The organism is Rheinheimera mesophila, assembly GCF_000986865.1.
Lineage (GTDB): Bacteria > Pseudomonadota > Gammaproteobacteria > Enterobacterales > Alteromonadaceae > Pararheinheimera > Pararheinheimera mesophila.
The window spans coordinates 21,416-35,433 of sequence record NZ_LAVS01000016.1 but is presented as its reverse complement, the minus strand read 5'-3'; the positions used below and the strand labels follow the sequence as shown (position 1 = coordinate 35,433).

Here is a 14,018-nt window from a genome sequence, read left to right as displayed (position 1 = left end):
GTTATGATGGCTTGACGCTGACCAGGGATAAAAGCTATGTGGTTTTGGATCAAGCACTTATTGCTTGCAGCCTTTTTATTTATACTCGCTGCTATTGTGATGTTTAAACCTGAATTGCTGTACTTCAAGCCGGACAAACTGTCTGAAAAAAGTTCAGAGGCAGTAAAAGGCTTTACCAACTTTTACAGCAATATTCGCAGTTCCTTTGACGATAAAGAACAAGACTCAGCAGATTTTGTTATAGAACTGACCGACGACCACAGTAATTTGGTTCCTCTGTTGCAAGACAGAGCCAACCGTATGATTGCCTTACCAGAAAACTGGAAAGGACAGGAAACCGACAGACGTTTCCGCGTCGGTGACACCTTAAAAACTGTATTGACCATGCAAGGCCGCAAAGAAGGAGTCGAATTGTTTTGGGTCTTGTCTAAAGACTACAAGGTAAAACACTATTTCCAGACTGACTTTAGCTACATAAGCGCTATTCAGGAAGCCTCACAAGCCATCTCCTCTGATTTTGAACAGCCAGTTCAGGCGTACTTCTGCAACCTATCCAGAGCCGTGGTACTGACTGACAAAATCATTCCGTTTTTGCAGCAAAACTGCATTAATCTCAATGCACCACGCCGCAGAGTGACAGGATAACAGCGGACAACACCGCTACAGCGTTTGCCCGAAAAGCTGTTCCCACACCTGCCGTACCTGCTCCATCGCATTTTCTAACTGCTGTGCGGTTTCAGTGGCAGGGTCGAGCGTTTGTCTGTGACTAACGCCCCGTAATTGCTGATAAGCCTGTTGTAACGCCTGGGTTTGTTCCAATGGCAACAAGCCAGCGGCAGCAGCGGCATCCAAAATACGAATATTGTCGCTGTAAAAATATAAATCCGGGTGCTGCTGGCCATAGCCCAACACCAGATACTGGCTGATAAACTCCAGATCCACTATGCCACCGGCAGCATGTTTCACTTCAGTGCTTTGTTCACCATGATGTTGCCGTAACTTTTGCCGCATCTCAGTGACTTCAGTTTTCAGCACAGCCAAATCCCTTGGCCTGGCTAACACTTCACTGCGGATCTGATTAAAACGTTTTGAAATCCTGTCATCGCCATAGACCAGACGGCTTCGTACCAAAGCCTGATGCTCCCAGGTCCAGGCGTCTTTTTCCAGATACTCAGCATAGGTATCAATATGCACCGCTAATAAACCCGCATTACCGGCTGGGCGCAAACGGGTATCTATCTCATACAACACGCCGCTTGGGGTTCTGGTGGTAAACATATGCACGATACGCTGCACCAGCTTGATATAAAACTGCCGCGAATCAATAGCTTTGTCGCCCTGAGTTGGCGCAAGGTTATCGCACTGATGCACAAAGACTAAATCCAGATCCGAGCCATAGCCCAGCTCCAAGCCCCCCAGTTTGCCATAAGCCAGCACTGCAAAAGCTTTGGCATCTTCGGGTTGTAACCCTGCAGGCAAACCATATTTTTCCGCCATTTGCTGCCAGGACAACTCCACTACTGCGGCAATAATGGCTTCGGCTAAAAAGGTTAAATGGTCACTGACTTTCATCAGAGGCAAAATACCTGTGATATCTGCCGCCGCAATACGTAGCTGTTGCGCTTGTTTAAACTGCCGTAATACTTCCATTTGCAGTTCTAAATCGTCGGTCGGCACGCGCAGCATCGCCTGCCGTAGTTTGTCGCTGTAGTCTGTCGAGTTTGGCACCTGATAAAGTTGAGCCGGATCGATCAGTTCGTCCAGCAACAGCGGGTAACGCGCCAGATGTTCAGCCAGCCAGCCGCTTTTATGACATAACATCACTAGTTGCTGCAGCGCAGGCGGGTTTTCGGATAAAAGCTCCAGATAAGCAGTACGGCTGACAATTTGCCGGAATACGCCAAGCACCCGCTGCAAAACCAAAGCAGAGCCTTGTTGTTTAGCCAGTTGATGCAATAAAAACGGAATAAGCTTTTCTAACAGCTCACGGCCACGTGGCCCTACACTGCGCTTTTGGCAGTCTTGTTTAAACTGCTTCAGGTGATCTAAAAGTTGTACAGCCTCATCAGCAGAGAGCCAATCCAGATGTTCTGCTAAATCAGCAGAGGCTAATTCGCTGTCCCAGCATAAACGACCCAACACCATTACTTCCGGTTCAGGGTTATCGCCCTGATCAATCACCAGTTTAAAGTGCTGATGGATACGGCCCATCGCCTGCTCCGTGGTCTCTGTCAGTTGTTGCCAGTTGCTAAAACCCAGCCCCAACACCAGCCGCTGCCGGTTCAGCTCGTCGGCCGGTAAGGTTTGAGTTTGCTGATCGTCCAGCCCTTGCAGCAGTTGCTCCACTTTACGCAGCCATAAATAATCCTGCTTCAGTTGCTGATACTGTTCCGGTTCTAACAAATTCTGATGTTTCAGCGCCTCTAAGGCGTTAAAAATAGACACCTGCTGTAACTCAGGCAAACGCCCACCGCGGATCAACTGCAGAGTTTGCACCACAAACTCCACCTCACGAATACCGCCAGCGCCAAGCTTAATATTGTCTACTCTGTTACGACGGCGGTTTTCCTGCTCGATCAGTTGTTTCATCCGGCGCAGCGACTCCAGCGCGGAGTAGTCGATGTAACGGCGATAGACAAAAGGTTTTAGTAGCTGATTCAGCTCGGGTGCATGCACAGAGTCAGGGTTCAGAATACGGGCCTTGAGCATGGCATATCGCTCCCACTCCCTCCCCTGCGCCTGATAATAGTCTTCCATTGCGGCAAAACTCAGTACCAGCGGACCACTGTCACCAAAAGGTCGTAACCGCATATCGACCCTGAAGACAAAACCGTCGGCTGTCACCTGATGCAACGCAGAAATCAGCTTTTGGCCTAACTTGGTGAAAAACTGCTGATGTTCAACAGAGCGACGGCCACCACTGGTTTCGCCGTTATGCGGATAGGTAAAAATCAGATCAATGTCGGATGAGAAATTCAACTCACCGCCACCCAATTTACCCATACCTAAAATCAGTAAAGGCATTGGCTTGCCGCTTTGATCCAAAGGGTGACCCCACTGAGTGGCCACATCCTGATAGGCCCACTGATAGGCACAGTTGATCAGGTTATCCGCCATAGCAGAGATGTCCTGCAGGCATTGCTCTGTCGATTTCACCGCCAGAAGATCGGCCGCCAGAATTTGGGCAAGTATCGCATTGCGGCAACGGCGCAATGCTTTAAATACACTGGCCTCTGATTGTTCTGCAAGCTCTGCGAATGGGTTCTGCTGCACCAAAGGCAAAGCCAGTTGCTGTTTATTCAGCAGCACTGAAATCAACTGAGGTTGCTGTTGCATCACCCGACTTAAAAAAGGACTGACCGCCAGTAAAAATTTCAGATCTTGTTGCTGTGCCTCAGTCAAATCAGGCAACAACAAGGTGGGTAAAACCAGATCGACTTCATGCTGTAACTCAGACGGCAAAATAGCAGCGAACGGGGCGGTCAATTGGCTCATCAGTACCTCAGGCGGAAAACAAAGATTCAGAACAATTCAGCAAAGCACAGTTATAAGCTGCACTGCTGAAAAAACTCAAGGCTTGTGCTGCATCCGGCTGCGGCAAAGCGGCGAAATCCGCTGAGACAGCAGCTAAAGCGGTCAGGCACTCTGAGATCACTTGCCAGGATGCAGGATCCTGACTGCGTAAAAAGTAGCTTTCGTGATACTGCAGAGATTTTAATAAAGCTGCTGTGCTGCTGTGATCGGCTGGCATAAAAACCAAAGGCTGCTTCTGCACCAAACGATAACCCCGCTCCGCTTTGGACTGCCAACCTAAACGCAGCGGCAATAATTGCACCAGTTGGCGTGACAATTCAAATAAGGCACTCACCTCCCCTTGCTGCAGCTCCAACTCCAGCTCAGCGATAGCTTCGCTTTGCTCACCGGACACCACAGCCCCCCGGTCCAACACAGCTTCTATTGTGCTGCCATCTGCGAGGGTCAACAACCAACTTTGACGAACAAAGTCGGTACGAAACAGTTGTTTTAACCGAGCTTGTAACTCAGCCAGATCTGTACCCTCCGGCCATAATTCCGCAGGAAATGCGCTCAGCTCAGGCCAGACCGACGCACAGGGCAAATTGTATTCCGGCCGCAGATGTAAGCCGCCATGTTGCTGTCCTGAAAGTTTAATGGTTTGCTCAAATTGGCCATTTTTCAGTCTTGTGCGCAAACCCGCATCAAAGCGCCGGAACCACAGATCGTCCGTCTCATAATAGGCATTAAGTAGCTGCACACTATCGTGTTTCTGCACCCTGACTGCCAGTTGCTGCCACAGCCGATCCAAGGCGGGTACATCAGATTGGATCAGTAAAAATTTAAGTTCAGCTTCCATCGCCATAGTGGCTTATTTCCTGTTCTGTAAGAAGAAGTTGTCAAGTCATTAGCTTCTGGCCTATGATCGGCTCAATTCTCTATTTTGACCAGATGTTGGTCGGTTTTTTTAGGATTTTTATGTTAATCAACTCAAGACCATGGCAAGCAGGCATGCTTCTGGCCACAGTGCTGCTGAGTACCAGCGTCACTGCACAACAAGAACCAACAGGCACTCCGGTCAGTCCACAAAATGCGTATATCAGTGACAAGCTGATCACCTACATCTACAACGGTCCTGGCCGCGACTACAAAATTATCGGCAGTATCGCCGCTGGCGAAGAAATTAAACTGTTGGCAGAAGACAGCACTTCAGACTACTGGCAGCTCACCGACAGTAAAGGCCGTACCGGCTGGATTTTAAAGCAGTACGTCAGCTTAACCCCGGTGTTTAGTGGTGAAAGCGAGCAACTGCAGCAACAGTTACAGCAACAGCAGACTCTGGTCTCTCAGTTACAGCAAGAAAAAGAGCAACTGCAACAACAACTGAACGAAACCGACGCTGCAGTACAACAAGCCGAAAAAGCCACGGCCACAGCGCAGCAAACTATAGCCCTGCTAACCCAACAACTGCAGGAAAAACCAGCCGCCTTCTGGCAAGACAAAATGGTTTTAGGCTCGATTCTGGGTTTCGCTGGTTTGCTTTTAGGCTTACTGCTCCCGGCTTTAATTCCATCACGCCGCCGCAAAGAACGCTGGATGTGATTTAACGCGCTTGGTTTCACCTTCCGGAATATCCTATTTATTGTTTAAAAATCAGGTGCTGAGTTGGCTGTAAAGGCTCAGTATCTGGTTTGATCCCCGCCTGCATCCGCTTTTCATTTTTATTAGTCAGAAACAATGGGGGAAGCTACAGCGGCGGTAACCTAGTAAAAATCTGATCCCTGCACTAACTACTTAAATTCTTGCTCAGCCTCATTTTTAATTTCAGAAAAATCTATTGAAATAGATGTACATCATGAATAGCTTGGTATGGAGAAAATGATCAAAATACGGATTAGAGATCCCTCGACTTACGGACAGGTAGTTCTTGAAACTGAGCAGTTAGGAGGCAAAATAGAAGAAATCACGGTTATACATCTTTCTGAAGTCTATAAATTCACAGGGATATTACTTGGTAAAGATCGAAAAACAGAAATGTATAAGACGGCTGAAGGTAAATATATTGTTTTTGAAAAAGAGTCAGAAAGCGAAGGTGGAATGACTGTTTTCCCCACTGATCAAGCTTTACTTAATAATCCTGAATATACTGAACCACAATGGATAAAGTGGGCTGGTTTAGAGTTTCCAGAATCAATGGTAAAAAGACTTTAATAAAAGCCAAACAAGTCTTATCACTCTGGGGGTCAGGTCTTACGATGTGCCCCTATCACTCTGGGGGTCAGGTCTTACGATGTGCCCCTTTATTTCTTCTGATATTTGCACGGCAGTCGAAAAAGCAATATCAACTACTACTGGCACCAAATCCCCATTAGGGCGCGAGCCGGACAAAATTGGGTGGCCAAGGTTTGGCCAGTGGTGTCAGGTCTTGCGATGTGCCCTGTTACTTCTTTTCCCCTTTACAGCTAGTCGTAAAAGAAAGACCAACTACTACCACCAATCCCCCATTGGGGCGCGAGCCGGACAAAATTGGGTGGCCAAGGTTTTAAGGCTGGGAGTGTCTGAGTGAGGAGCGGTAGCGACGAGCGAGTTGCCCAGCCGCCTTGGACGCACGATTTTGGGCCGGGCTTTATACTCACTGCGTTCGTACCCCTTCGGGGCCAGCTAAAGCTGTTCAACGCAAGCGTTGTCGCTGCGACTTGGGGTCGCCTTTTCTTTGGATACTTTCTTTTGGCGAAGCAAAAGCAAAGTATCTCGCCAGCGGCGAAACGCTTTGAATTATAAAGACCTGATTCAAATTCGAGGCGGGCGGCTGCAAGGCCAGCCCACAATTTACTCAGGCGCCGTAGCCAACTTCAGCGGCAAACCCGCATCCTGCTTCACCTGCTCAATCACCACATAAGTATGAGTCTGTAACACACCCGGCAAATCCACAATCAAGCCCAATACGCCGCGATAGGCCTCCATACTGGATAAGCGCAATTTTAGCAGATAATCAAAACCACCGGCCACCATATGGCATTCCGCCACTTGAGGGATTTTCACCACTGCATCACGAAACTGATCAAAGACTGCGCCTGTGGTTCTGTCTAAAGTCACCTGAATAAAAGCTGCTGTACCAAAGCCCAGTTTACTGGCATTTAAACGGGCGCCGTAGCCTTCAATAAAACCGTCCTGCTCTAGTTTGCGAACCCTGTCTATGCAAGGGCTTGGGCTTAAATTGACCTTTTTTGCCAGTTCCACATTAGAAATACGACCATCTTTTTGCAGCGTGTCTAAAATTGTCATGTCGATACGGTCCGGTAACCGGCCTTTGGCACTTTGAGTCATGGCAGTATTTTTTCTGGTTTTATGGTTAATAAACCAAATTATATAAGGTTAGAGTGAAAAAGAAACCACCAAATAGGGCTGCGCTTTCACTAAAATGCAGCATAATTTTTTCATATCACTGGATGAAAACCCTATGTTATTCCAAGGCCAACTGACCACCAGTCACGCTATTCGTCAAACCATGCGCGATCATTACCGCGCTGATGAAGATCAGGTTCTGAACCACTTATTGCCTATTGCTGATATCGGCCCTGCCGCGCGCAGCCGTGCCTGGGAAAAAGCCCGTCAGTTGGTAGTGAACATTCGTGCAGCTCAGGTCGGTAAAGGCGGTGTAGACGCCCTGCTGAACGAGTTTTCGCTGTCGACCGAAGAAGGTTTAGTGCTGATGTGTTTAGCTGAAGCCTTATTGCGGGTGCCGGACAAACATACGGCTGACCTTTTGATCCGCGACAAGTTATCCAACGGCGATTGGAGCTCACACTTAGGCAACAGCGACTCTTTGTTTGTCAATATCTCGGCCTGGGGTTTATTGCTGACCGGTAAGCTGGTGAATTACAGCGACGAGCAGAAAAAAGCTCAGTTTGGTTTATTAAAACGTACCTGTGGCCGTATGGGCGAGCCGGTGATCCGTCAGGCTGTACGTTATGCCATGCAAATTATGGGTACCCAGTTTGTGATGGGCACCAGCATTGAAAAAGCGGTCGAACGTGCAGTAGAGCTGGAAAGCAAAGGTTTTACTTACTCCTATGATATGCTGGGTGAAGGCGCCCGCACTATGGACGACGCTAACCGTTATTTCGACAGCTACATGATGGCGATCAAAGTCATAGGCACAGCGGCGAAAAAACGTGGCCCGTTAAAAAGCCCTGGCATTTCAGTGAAATTATCAGCCATTCACCCACGCTACGAATTCACCCACCGCGACCGGGTGATCAACGAATTAGTACCACGCTTAAAACAACTGGCCATTGCCGCTAAAGCCTATGACATCAGCTTTACTGTCGATGCGGAAGAAGCCGACCGTTTAGATTTATCGCTGGATATTATCGAAGCCGTGTTCTCAGATCCTGATTTAAACGGCTGGGAAGGTTTTGGTTTAGCTGTGCAGGCCTACTCCAAACGTGGTTTGTTTGTCATTGAATGGCTGCGTGAGCTGACGGTCAAAGTGGGCCGTAAAATGATGGTGCGTCTGGTCAAAGGCGCCTACTGGGATACGGAAGTTAAAATCAGCCAGACCGAAGGCTTAAGCGACTTCCCGGTGTTCAGCCGCAAGCCGTCTACTGACGTGTCTTATCAGGCCTGTGCTAAAAAGATGCTGGAATACCGTGACAGTATTTACCCTATGTTCGCTACTCACAACGCCTATACAGTGGCCACTATTTTAGAAATGGCACCGGATCGCACTGGTTATGAGTTCCAGCGTTTACACGGTATGGGTGATGCACTGTACGATCAAATTGTGGCGGAAGATAAAGTACCTTGCCGTATTTATGCCCCGGTCGGTGAACACTCAGACTTACTGGCTTATTTAGTCCGTCGTTTATTGGAAAACGGTGCGAACAGCTCCTTCGTAAACAACATTGTAGATGAAACTATTCCGGTGGAATCTTTATTAAAAGACCCGGTAGAAACAGTAAGGGCCTGGAGCAAAAAACGTAATAACTCTATTCCGTTACCTCACCAACTGTACGGAGCAGAGCGCCTGAACTCAAAAGGTCAGGACTTTACCGATATCGACCAAATCACAGCGATGCGTGATGCCATGGATCAATGGCTGGCGTCAGTCAGTCAGATTGAAGTACCAGCAGGTGCTGTTGCCGTAACTAACCCGGCCAACACCAAAGAAGTGATAGGTTTCCATCATCACAGCAACGCTGCTCAGATGGAACAGACAGTCACCAAGGCTGAAGCCGCCTTCCCAGCCTGGTCTGCAACTGCTGTGACCGAACGCGCAGTGCTTCTGAACAAACTGGCCGATCAGTTGGAATTACACCGCGACGAATTACTGGCCTTGTGTATTAAAGAAGCGGGTAAAACTGTCGGCGACAGCATGGCTGAAGTGCGCGAAGCTGTGGATTTCTGCCGTTATTACGCCGCTGAAGCCACGAAGAAGCTGCAGGCGTCTCAGGCCCGTGGTGTGGTGCTTTGTATCAGCCCGTGGAACTTCCCACTGGCTATTTTCTTAGGTCAGGTCAGTGCTGCTTTAGTCGCTGGTAATACGGTAGTCGCCAAACCTGCTGAGCAAACCAGCTTAATTGCGGTGCGTACCGTCGAGCTGATGAAAGCTGCCGGTTTCCCGGACAATGTCGTGCAGTTAGTGATAGCACCAGGTCGTCAGGTCGGTGAAGTCATAGTGCCGGATCACCGTATTCAGGCCGTAATGTTCACAGGTTCGACTGAAACAGGTGCCTGGATTGCCCGTAAACTGGCCGAACGGGGTGGTGAGCCAGTGCCTCTGATTGCCGAAACCGGTGGTCAGAATTGTATGATAGTGGATTCTACCGCTCTGCCTGAGCAAGTGGTGGATGATGTGATCTCTTCTGGTTTCCAAAGCGCTGGTCAGCGTTGTTCTGCCCTTCGGGTCTTGTTCCTGCAGGAAGATGTGGCCGATAAGATCATTACGATGATCAAAGGCGCGATGAAAGAGTTGCATGTCGGCGACCCGGCCTGGTTAAGCACAGACTTAGGTCCGGTGATTGATGCCAAAGCTTTAGAGCGGTTAAACCAGCATGTGCAGTATCTGGAAGGCAAAGCCACCTTGCATTATGTCTGTGACGCACCAGTAGCAGGCGATCACTACTTCTTCGCACCACGCTTATATGAAATCAGCAGCCTAAATCTGCTGGAACGCGAAGTCTTTGGTCCTGTGGTACATATCATTCGCTTTAAAGCCGAAGAGCTGGATAAAGTCATTCAGCAAATCAATGCCACAGGTTATGGCCTGACGATGGGCATTCATAGTCGTATTGCGCAAACCACGATGAAAGTCGCCAGCGAAATCAAAGCCGGTAATATTTACGTCAATCGTAATATGATTGGAGCTGTGGTTGGCGTGCAGCCTTTTGGTGGTCGCGGTTTATCCGGTACTGGCCCGAAAGCTGGTGGTCCGTTCTATTTAAGCCGTCTGGTAAAAGAACATGAATTACAGGCTCCGGCTCTGGAAGCTACAGTACAACAACAGTTGGAAGCGGCCAGTGGTTTTGATGCTCAGCTTAATACTCAACTGCAGCAAATGGCTGTGGCTCAGGTGGCCTGGCTGAATCAAAACGTTACCAATCGAGGTTCTGTGTTACGTCGTTTTATCGCTCAGTTAGCTGGCAACAAGCTGGTGTCCGAGCAAGAGCACGACTTAAACCAAGTGATCACAGCGGCCCGTGAACAGCTACAGTTTATCGAAAAAGAGCTGGCTCAGCCTATCACTCTGCCGGGACCTACGGGTGAATCGAACCAACTGCATCTGGAAGCCAAAGGTGTAGTGGCACTTATTCGCAGTGAACACAGCAGCTTCCAGCACTGGATGCTGGCGTTAATCACAGCGCTGGTATCAGGGAATGCAGTGGTCAGCACTGCTGCTGAAGCTCAGCAAGCGGAGATGGATACCTGCCGTAAGTTGCTACTGCAGGCCGGTTTACCCGCCAACCTGTTCCACTGGGTCAAACTGCCGGCCTTAAAAGCGCTGTTAGCACATCCTGTACTGGCGACGGCTGTGATTGAAGGCACCAACCCACTCAAAACCTTATCGGCTCAGTGGATGGCGGCCCGTGATGGCGCTATCAGTGCTTTAGTCACCAGCCCTGCCGATCATCAGTTGCTGCACCGTTTAGTGACAGAAAAAACCGTCACTATCAATACCACGGCGGCTGGTGGTAATGCGTCGCTGATGACGATGACAGACAATCTGGGTTAAAACTTCAGCAAAAGCTAATTAAACAGTCTCAACAAAGTTCCGTACAGTTGCGACATACCGTCCCTCCATGGACATCGTCGCAACAAGGTTCCGTACAGTTGCGACATACCGTCCGTCCATGGACATAAAGCCTGCTTTGTTGCGGGCTTTTTTTTTGCCTGAAAATAATGTATCATTTTTTTCATATTTACACTTATTAACGAATTTCCGAACTTCGGCAATTCCAGAGTACGCCTATGACAGCACCAGCTCAGCTTAAAGTTCTTAGCATTACCGAGTTACAGCCAGGCATGTATGTGGTGTCTGTGCATAAACAAAAAGGCAATGTCGAAATCAAAACTCAAGGCTGGGCCAGAACTGAAGCAGTGATAGAGCAGCTAAAGAAAAAAGGCGTGCTGGAACTGGTGGTGGATTTAAGTAAAACTCTGGAACAACCAAAAACAGGAACCGCAGCACAGTCTGAACCAGTCCAGCTACCCATTACCGCCAGAAGCCGCGAAAAAGTTAGTTTTGAGCAGGAACTGGGCCAAGCCAATGTATTGTACCAACAAGCCAAGGGGCTGCAGAAAAAAGCCTTTGCCGATATACAGGCGGGGCGTGAGCTGAACCTGCAACAGTTCCAGGACTGTGCCACGGGTTTTATCGACTCGGTATTTCGTAATCAGGACGCCTTGCTCTGCATCAGCCGTATTCGTGAAAAAGACGCCTACCTGCTGGAGCACTCAGTTAATGTCTCTATTCTGATGACTATTTTTGCCAAACAAATGCAGTTTGACGAAACGCTGATCCAACAACTGGCGACAGGCGCTTTATTGCATGACATAGGCAAAATTCTGGTGCCGGACAGCATTTTAAATAAGCCAGGTAAACTGACGGCGGAAGAATTTGCCGAAATGCGCCGCCATGTGGTGTACAGCCATGAAATTCTGCAAAAAATACCTGGTTTAAGCCCAATCAGTATTGAGGTGGCTGCCGTGCACCATGAGCGATTGGATGGCAAAGGTTACCCCTATGGCCTGGCCGATCAGCAAATCTCAGTGTATGGCCGGATGATTTCTATCGTCGATACCTACGATGCCATCACAGCACAACGTTGCTACAAAGAAGGCCAGACCGGTATTTCAGCGCTGAAAATTCTAAAACGTGAATCGCCACAGAGTTTTGATCCTGTGCTATTGGCCCAGTTTATTAAAGCTATTGGCATTCATCCTGCGGGTACACTGGTGAAACTGAGTAATGAAAAGCTGGGGATAGTGCTTAAAGCCAATGAACAAGACCCGCTGCGGCCCATCGTCAAAGTGTTTTATCACTGCAAATTCAGACGTTATATCGAAGTTTCAGTGCTGGATTTGGCCAGTAACAAAGTCGATCTGGAGATCGAAGGTGCGGTGATGCCAGAAGACTTTGGCATTGATATGATCCGTTTTTTCCGCCAATCGGTGCTGGAGTAACCAAGCCATCAGCGGCGTTGATAACTCCAGTCGGACAAGGCTTCAACACTAAACTGCAACTGATTAAATTGCAGCACCACATACTGAGGTAAGATTTCTTTCACCTGAATATCGGCGGTTACCCACTGGCCTTGTTGTAAGTCTTTGCCGTTGACTTTAATCCAACGTTGTCTGGCATCTGTAGCATAGACATGAGCTTCAAAACGCAAGGCTGGCAACTGACGCTGTAACAAGTCATCCAACTGATTGATATCCACGGCCGGTGCATCATGGTAATGAATATCTTGTTCTGGTCCACTGCTTCCATCCGCTGCCGCCAGGGCCGATTCGAATTTACCACGTAGCTCTGCGGAGACCTCAGATTGTTCCAGTTCAGCGGCAGGCAATAACTCCTCAACAGGAGTTAATTCGTCTTGCAGATCAGCTTCCTGCATTTGCTCAAAGTCGACGAAGTCGTCTTCAGTTCCATCGTCAGTGGCGCGTCCCAGTACTTTCTCACCGCGTTTAGCCGATACCACCAATTGCGGTTCATCTTCAGGTACTTCGTCCAGTTGCACAGGCTCTGTTGGTTTTAGCAGATCGGCCGCCAGTTGCAGCTCCAGCGCAATATCAGCCGCATTGGCAACAGCAGGTGCAGCCTGAACCGGCGCAACCACCACTTCCGATACAGGCTGTTTTTGCTCAAATTGATACTGACCGATAAAAAAGCCCAGTACTAAACCTAAAATCACTAACAAGGTTAAAGCGGCGATACGCCAGCCATGGCCTGATGCCGTTTTTACCACGGTCACAGGCACTTGCTGTTGTTGCTTTAACGCATCCATTAATAACGACATAAACAGATTCCTACCAAATGAATGCAGATAACCCTGCACCTATACCCAAAGCCAGCAGCGTGAATACAGGCCATAACCAGACAGGCCAGACCGCTTTTTCCGCTTGAGGTTTAATTGCCAGCACTTCGGAGGCCGCTTGATTGACCAGAGCTGCATCAATCAAAGCCTTTTGCTGACTATACCCCCCTAACAAAGCGCGGTCGCAGATTAAATTGAGTAAACGCGGAATACCACCAGATAACTGAAATAATTTTTTTACTGCAGAGGCTGTAAACACAGGCCTGCTACACCCCGCTACCTGCAGTCTGTAACTGACGTATTGCTGCACCTCCTGCTCAGTTAAAGGCATCAGGTGATAACGCGCCGTGATCCGCTGCGCCAGTTGACGTAAATCCTGCCGCTGCAGCAACTGCTGTAACTCAGGCTGACCTATTAAAATCACCTGCAGTAGTTTTTTAGTGTTGGTTTCTAAGTTGGTTAACAGCCGCAGTTGTTCCAGCACGGCTGGCTGTAAATGCTGGGCTTCGTCGATAATTAAAATGGTATTTTTATCAGCTTGATGGTTTTTCATCAGGCGGTTGGTAATTTTATCCGTCAGCATTTTTAAGCTAGCGTCGGATTTTTTGTAGCGGATTTTTAACTGATCACAAATCGCAGCCAGCAACTCCAGCTCGTTTAAGGTGGGGTTTAAAATAAAAGCGACTTCGGTTTTGTCTGTCAGTTCCTGCAATAAACAACGGGACACTGTGGTTTTGCCTGTACCCACTTCGCCCGTCAGCAACACAAAACCACCGGCTTCGCCCAAACCATAGCGCAAATGCGCCAACGCTTCGGCATGACGGGCACTTAAAAACAGAAAGTCCGGGTTAGGTGCTATCGAAAAAGGCTGACTGGTTAAACCGAAAAATCCGGTGTACATAAGCTTCCCGCTGCTGAGTTAGGGCGACAATTGTAAGCAAGGCGTTATAATGGCAAAAAAACAGG

10 protein-coding genes are annotated in these 14,018 nt (G+C 48.6%); 5 read left to right on the top strand and 5 right to left on the bottom strand.

The features are described from left to right. Nucleotides 1-36: 36 nt before the first annotated feature. Nucleotides 37-645 carry a TcpQ domain-containing protein gene (locus SD53_RS08050; protein ID WP_046519716.1) on the top strand — a complete coding sequence of 203 codons (609 nt, stop codon included), beginning with the start codon at nt 37-39 and terminating at the stop codon, nt 643-645. Between the two features lie 15 nt (nt 646-660). On the opposite strand, the gene glnE is transcribed toward SD53_RS08050, so the two are convergent. Together glnE and SD53_RS08040 are read right to left on the bottom strand one after the other, a co-directional pair. Next, the gene (glnE, locus tag SD53_RS08045; RefSeq protein ID WP_052749307.1) at nt 661-3,495 is read right to left on the bottom strand and encodes a bifunctional [glutamate--ammonia ligase]-adenylyl-L-tyrosine phosphorylase/[glutamate--ammonia-ligase] adenylyltransferase; all 2,835 of its coding nucleotides are present in this window, start codon (nt 3,493-3,495) and stop codon (nt 661-663) included. 7 nt (nt 3,496-3,502) lie between these two features. Further along, the gene (locus SD53_RS08040; protein WP_052749306.1) at nt 3,503-4,378 is read right to left on the bottom strand and encodes a CYTH domain-containing protein; all 876 of its coding nucleotides are present in this window, start codon (nt 4,376-4,378) and stop codon (nt 3,503-3,505) included. 113 nt (nt 4,379-4,491) lie between these two features. On the opposite strand from SD53_RS08040, the gene SD53_RS08035 reads away from it, so the two are divergent. Both SD53_RS08035 and SD53_RS08030 read left to right on the top strand, forming a co-directional pair. Next, nucleotides 4,492-5,115 carry a TIGR04211 family SH3 domain-containing protein gene (locus tag SD53_RS08035; protein WP_157850012.1) on the top strand — a complete coding sequence of 208 codons (624 nt, stop codon included), beginning with the start codon at nt 4,492-4,494 and terminating at the stop codon, nt 5,113-5,115. A 267-nt stretch (nt 5,116-5,382) separates the two neighbouring features. After that, a complete protein-coding gene (locus SD53_RS08030; protein WP_125060858.1) occupies nt 5,383-5,724 on the top strand; it encodes a hypothetical protein in 342 nt (113 codons plus the stop codon). 618 nt (nt 5,725-6,342) lie between these two features. On the opposite strand, the gene SD53_RS08020 is transcribed toward SD53_RS08030, so the two are convergent. Beyond that, nucleotides 6,343-6,840 carry an Lrp/AsnC ligand binding domain-containing protein gene (locus tag SD53_RS08020; protein ID WP_046519713.1) on the bottom strand — a complete coding sequence of 166 codons (498 nt, stop codon included), beginning with the start codon at nt 6,838-6,840 and terminating at the stop codon, nt 6,343-6,345. A 133-nt stretch (nt 6,841-6,973) separates the two neighbouring features. Here SD53_RS08020 and putA point away from each other — a divergent pair, with 133 nt between their 5' ends. Next, a complete protein-coding gene (gene putA / locus SD53_RS08015; protein WP_046519736.1) occupies nt 6,974-10,747 on the top strand; it encodes a bifunctional proline dehydrogenase/L-glutamate gamma-semialdehyde dehydrogenase PutA in 3,774 nt (1,257 codons plus the stop codon). A gap of 236 nt (nt 10,748-10,983) precedes the next feature. Beyond that, nucleotides 10,984-12,198: a cyclic di-GMP phosphodiesterase gene (locus tag SD53_RS08010; protein ID WP_046519712.1), complete on the top strand. Its 1,215-nt coding sequence runs from the start codon at nt 10,984-10,986 to the stop codon at nt 12,196-12,198. Between the two features lie 8 nt (nt 12,199-12,206). On the opposite strand, the gene SD53_RS08005 is transcribed toward SD53_RS08010, so the two are convergent. Both SD53_RS08005 and SD53_RS08000 read right to left on the bottom strand, forming a co-directional pair. After that, nucleotides 12,207-13,034, bottom strand: a complete 828-nt coding sequence (locus tag SD53_RS08005; protein WP_046519711.1) for a general secretion pathway protein GspB — start codon at nt 13,032-13,034, stop codon at nt 12,207-12,209. Nucleotides 13,035-13,044: 10 nt separating this feature from the next. Beyond that, nucleotides 13,045-13,953, bottom strand: a complete 909-nt coding sequence (locus SD53_RS08000; RefSeq protein ID WP_046519710.1) for an ExeA family protein — start codon at nt 13,951-13,953, stop codon at nt 13,045-13,047. Nucleotides 13,954-14,018: the final 65 nt, after the last annotated feature.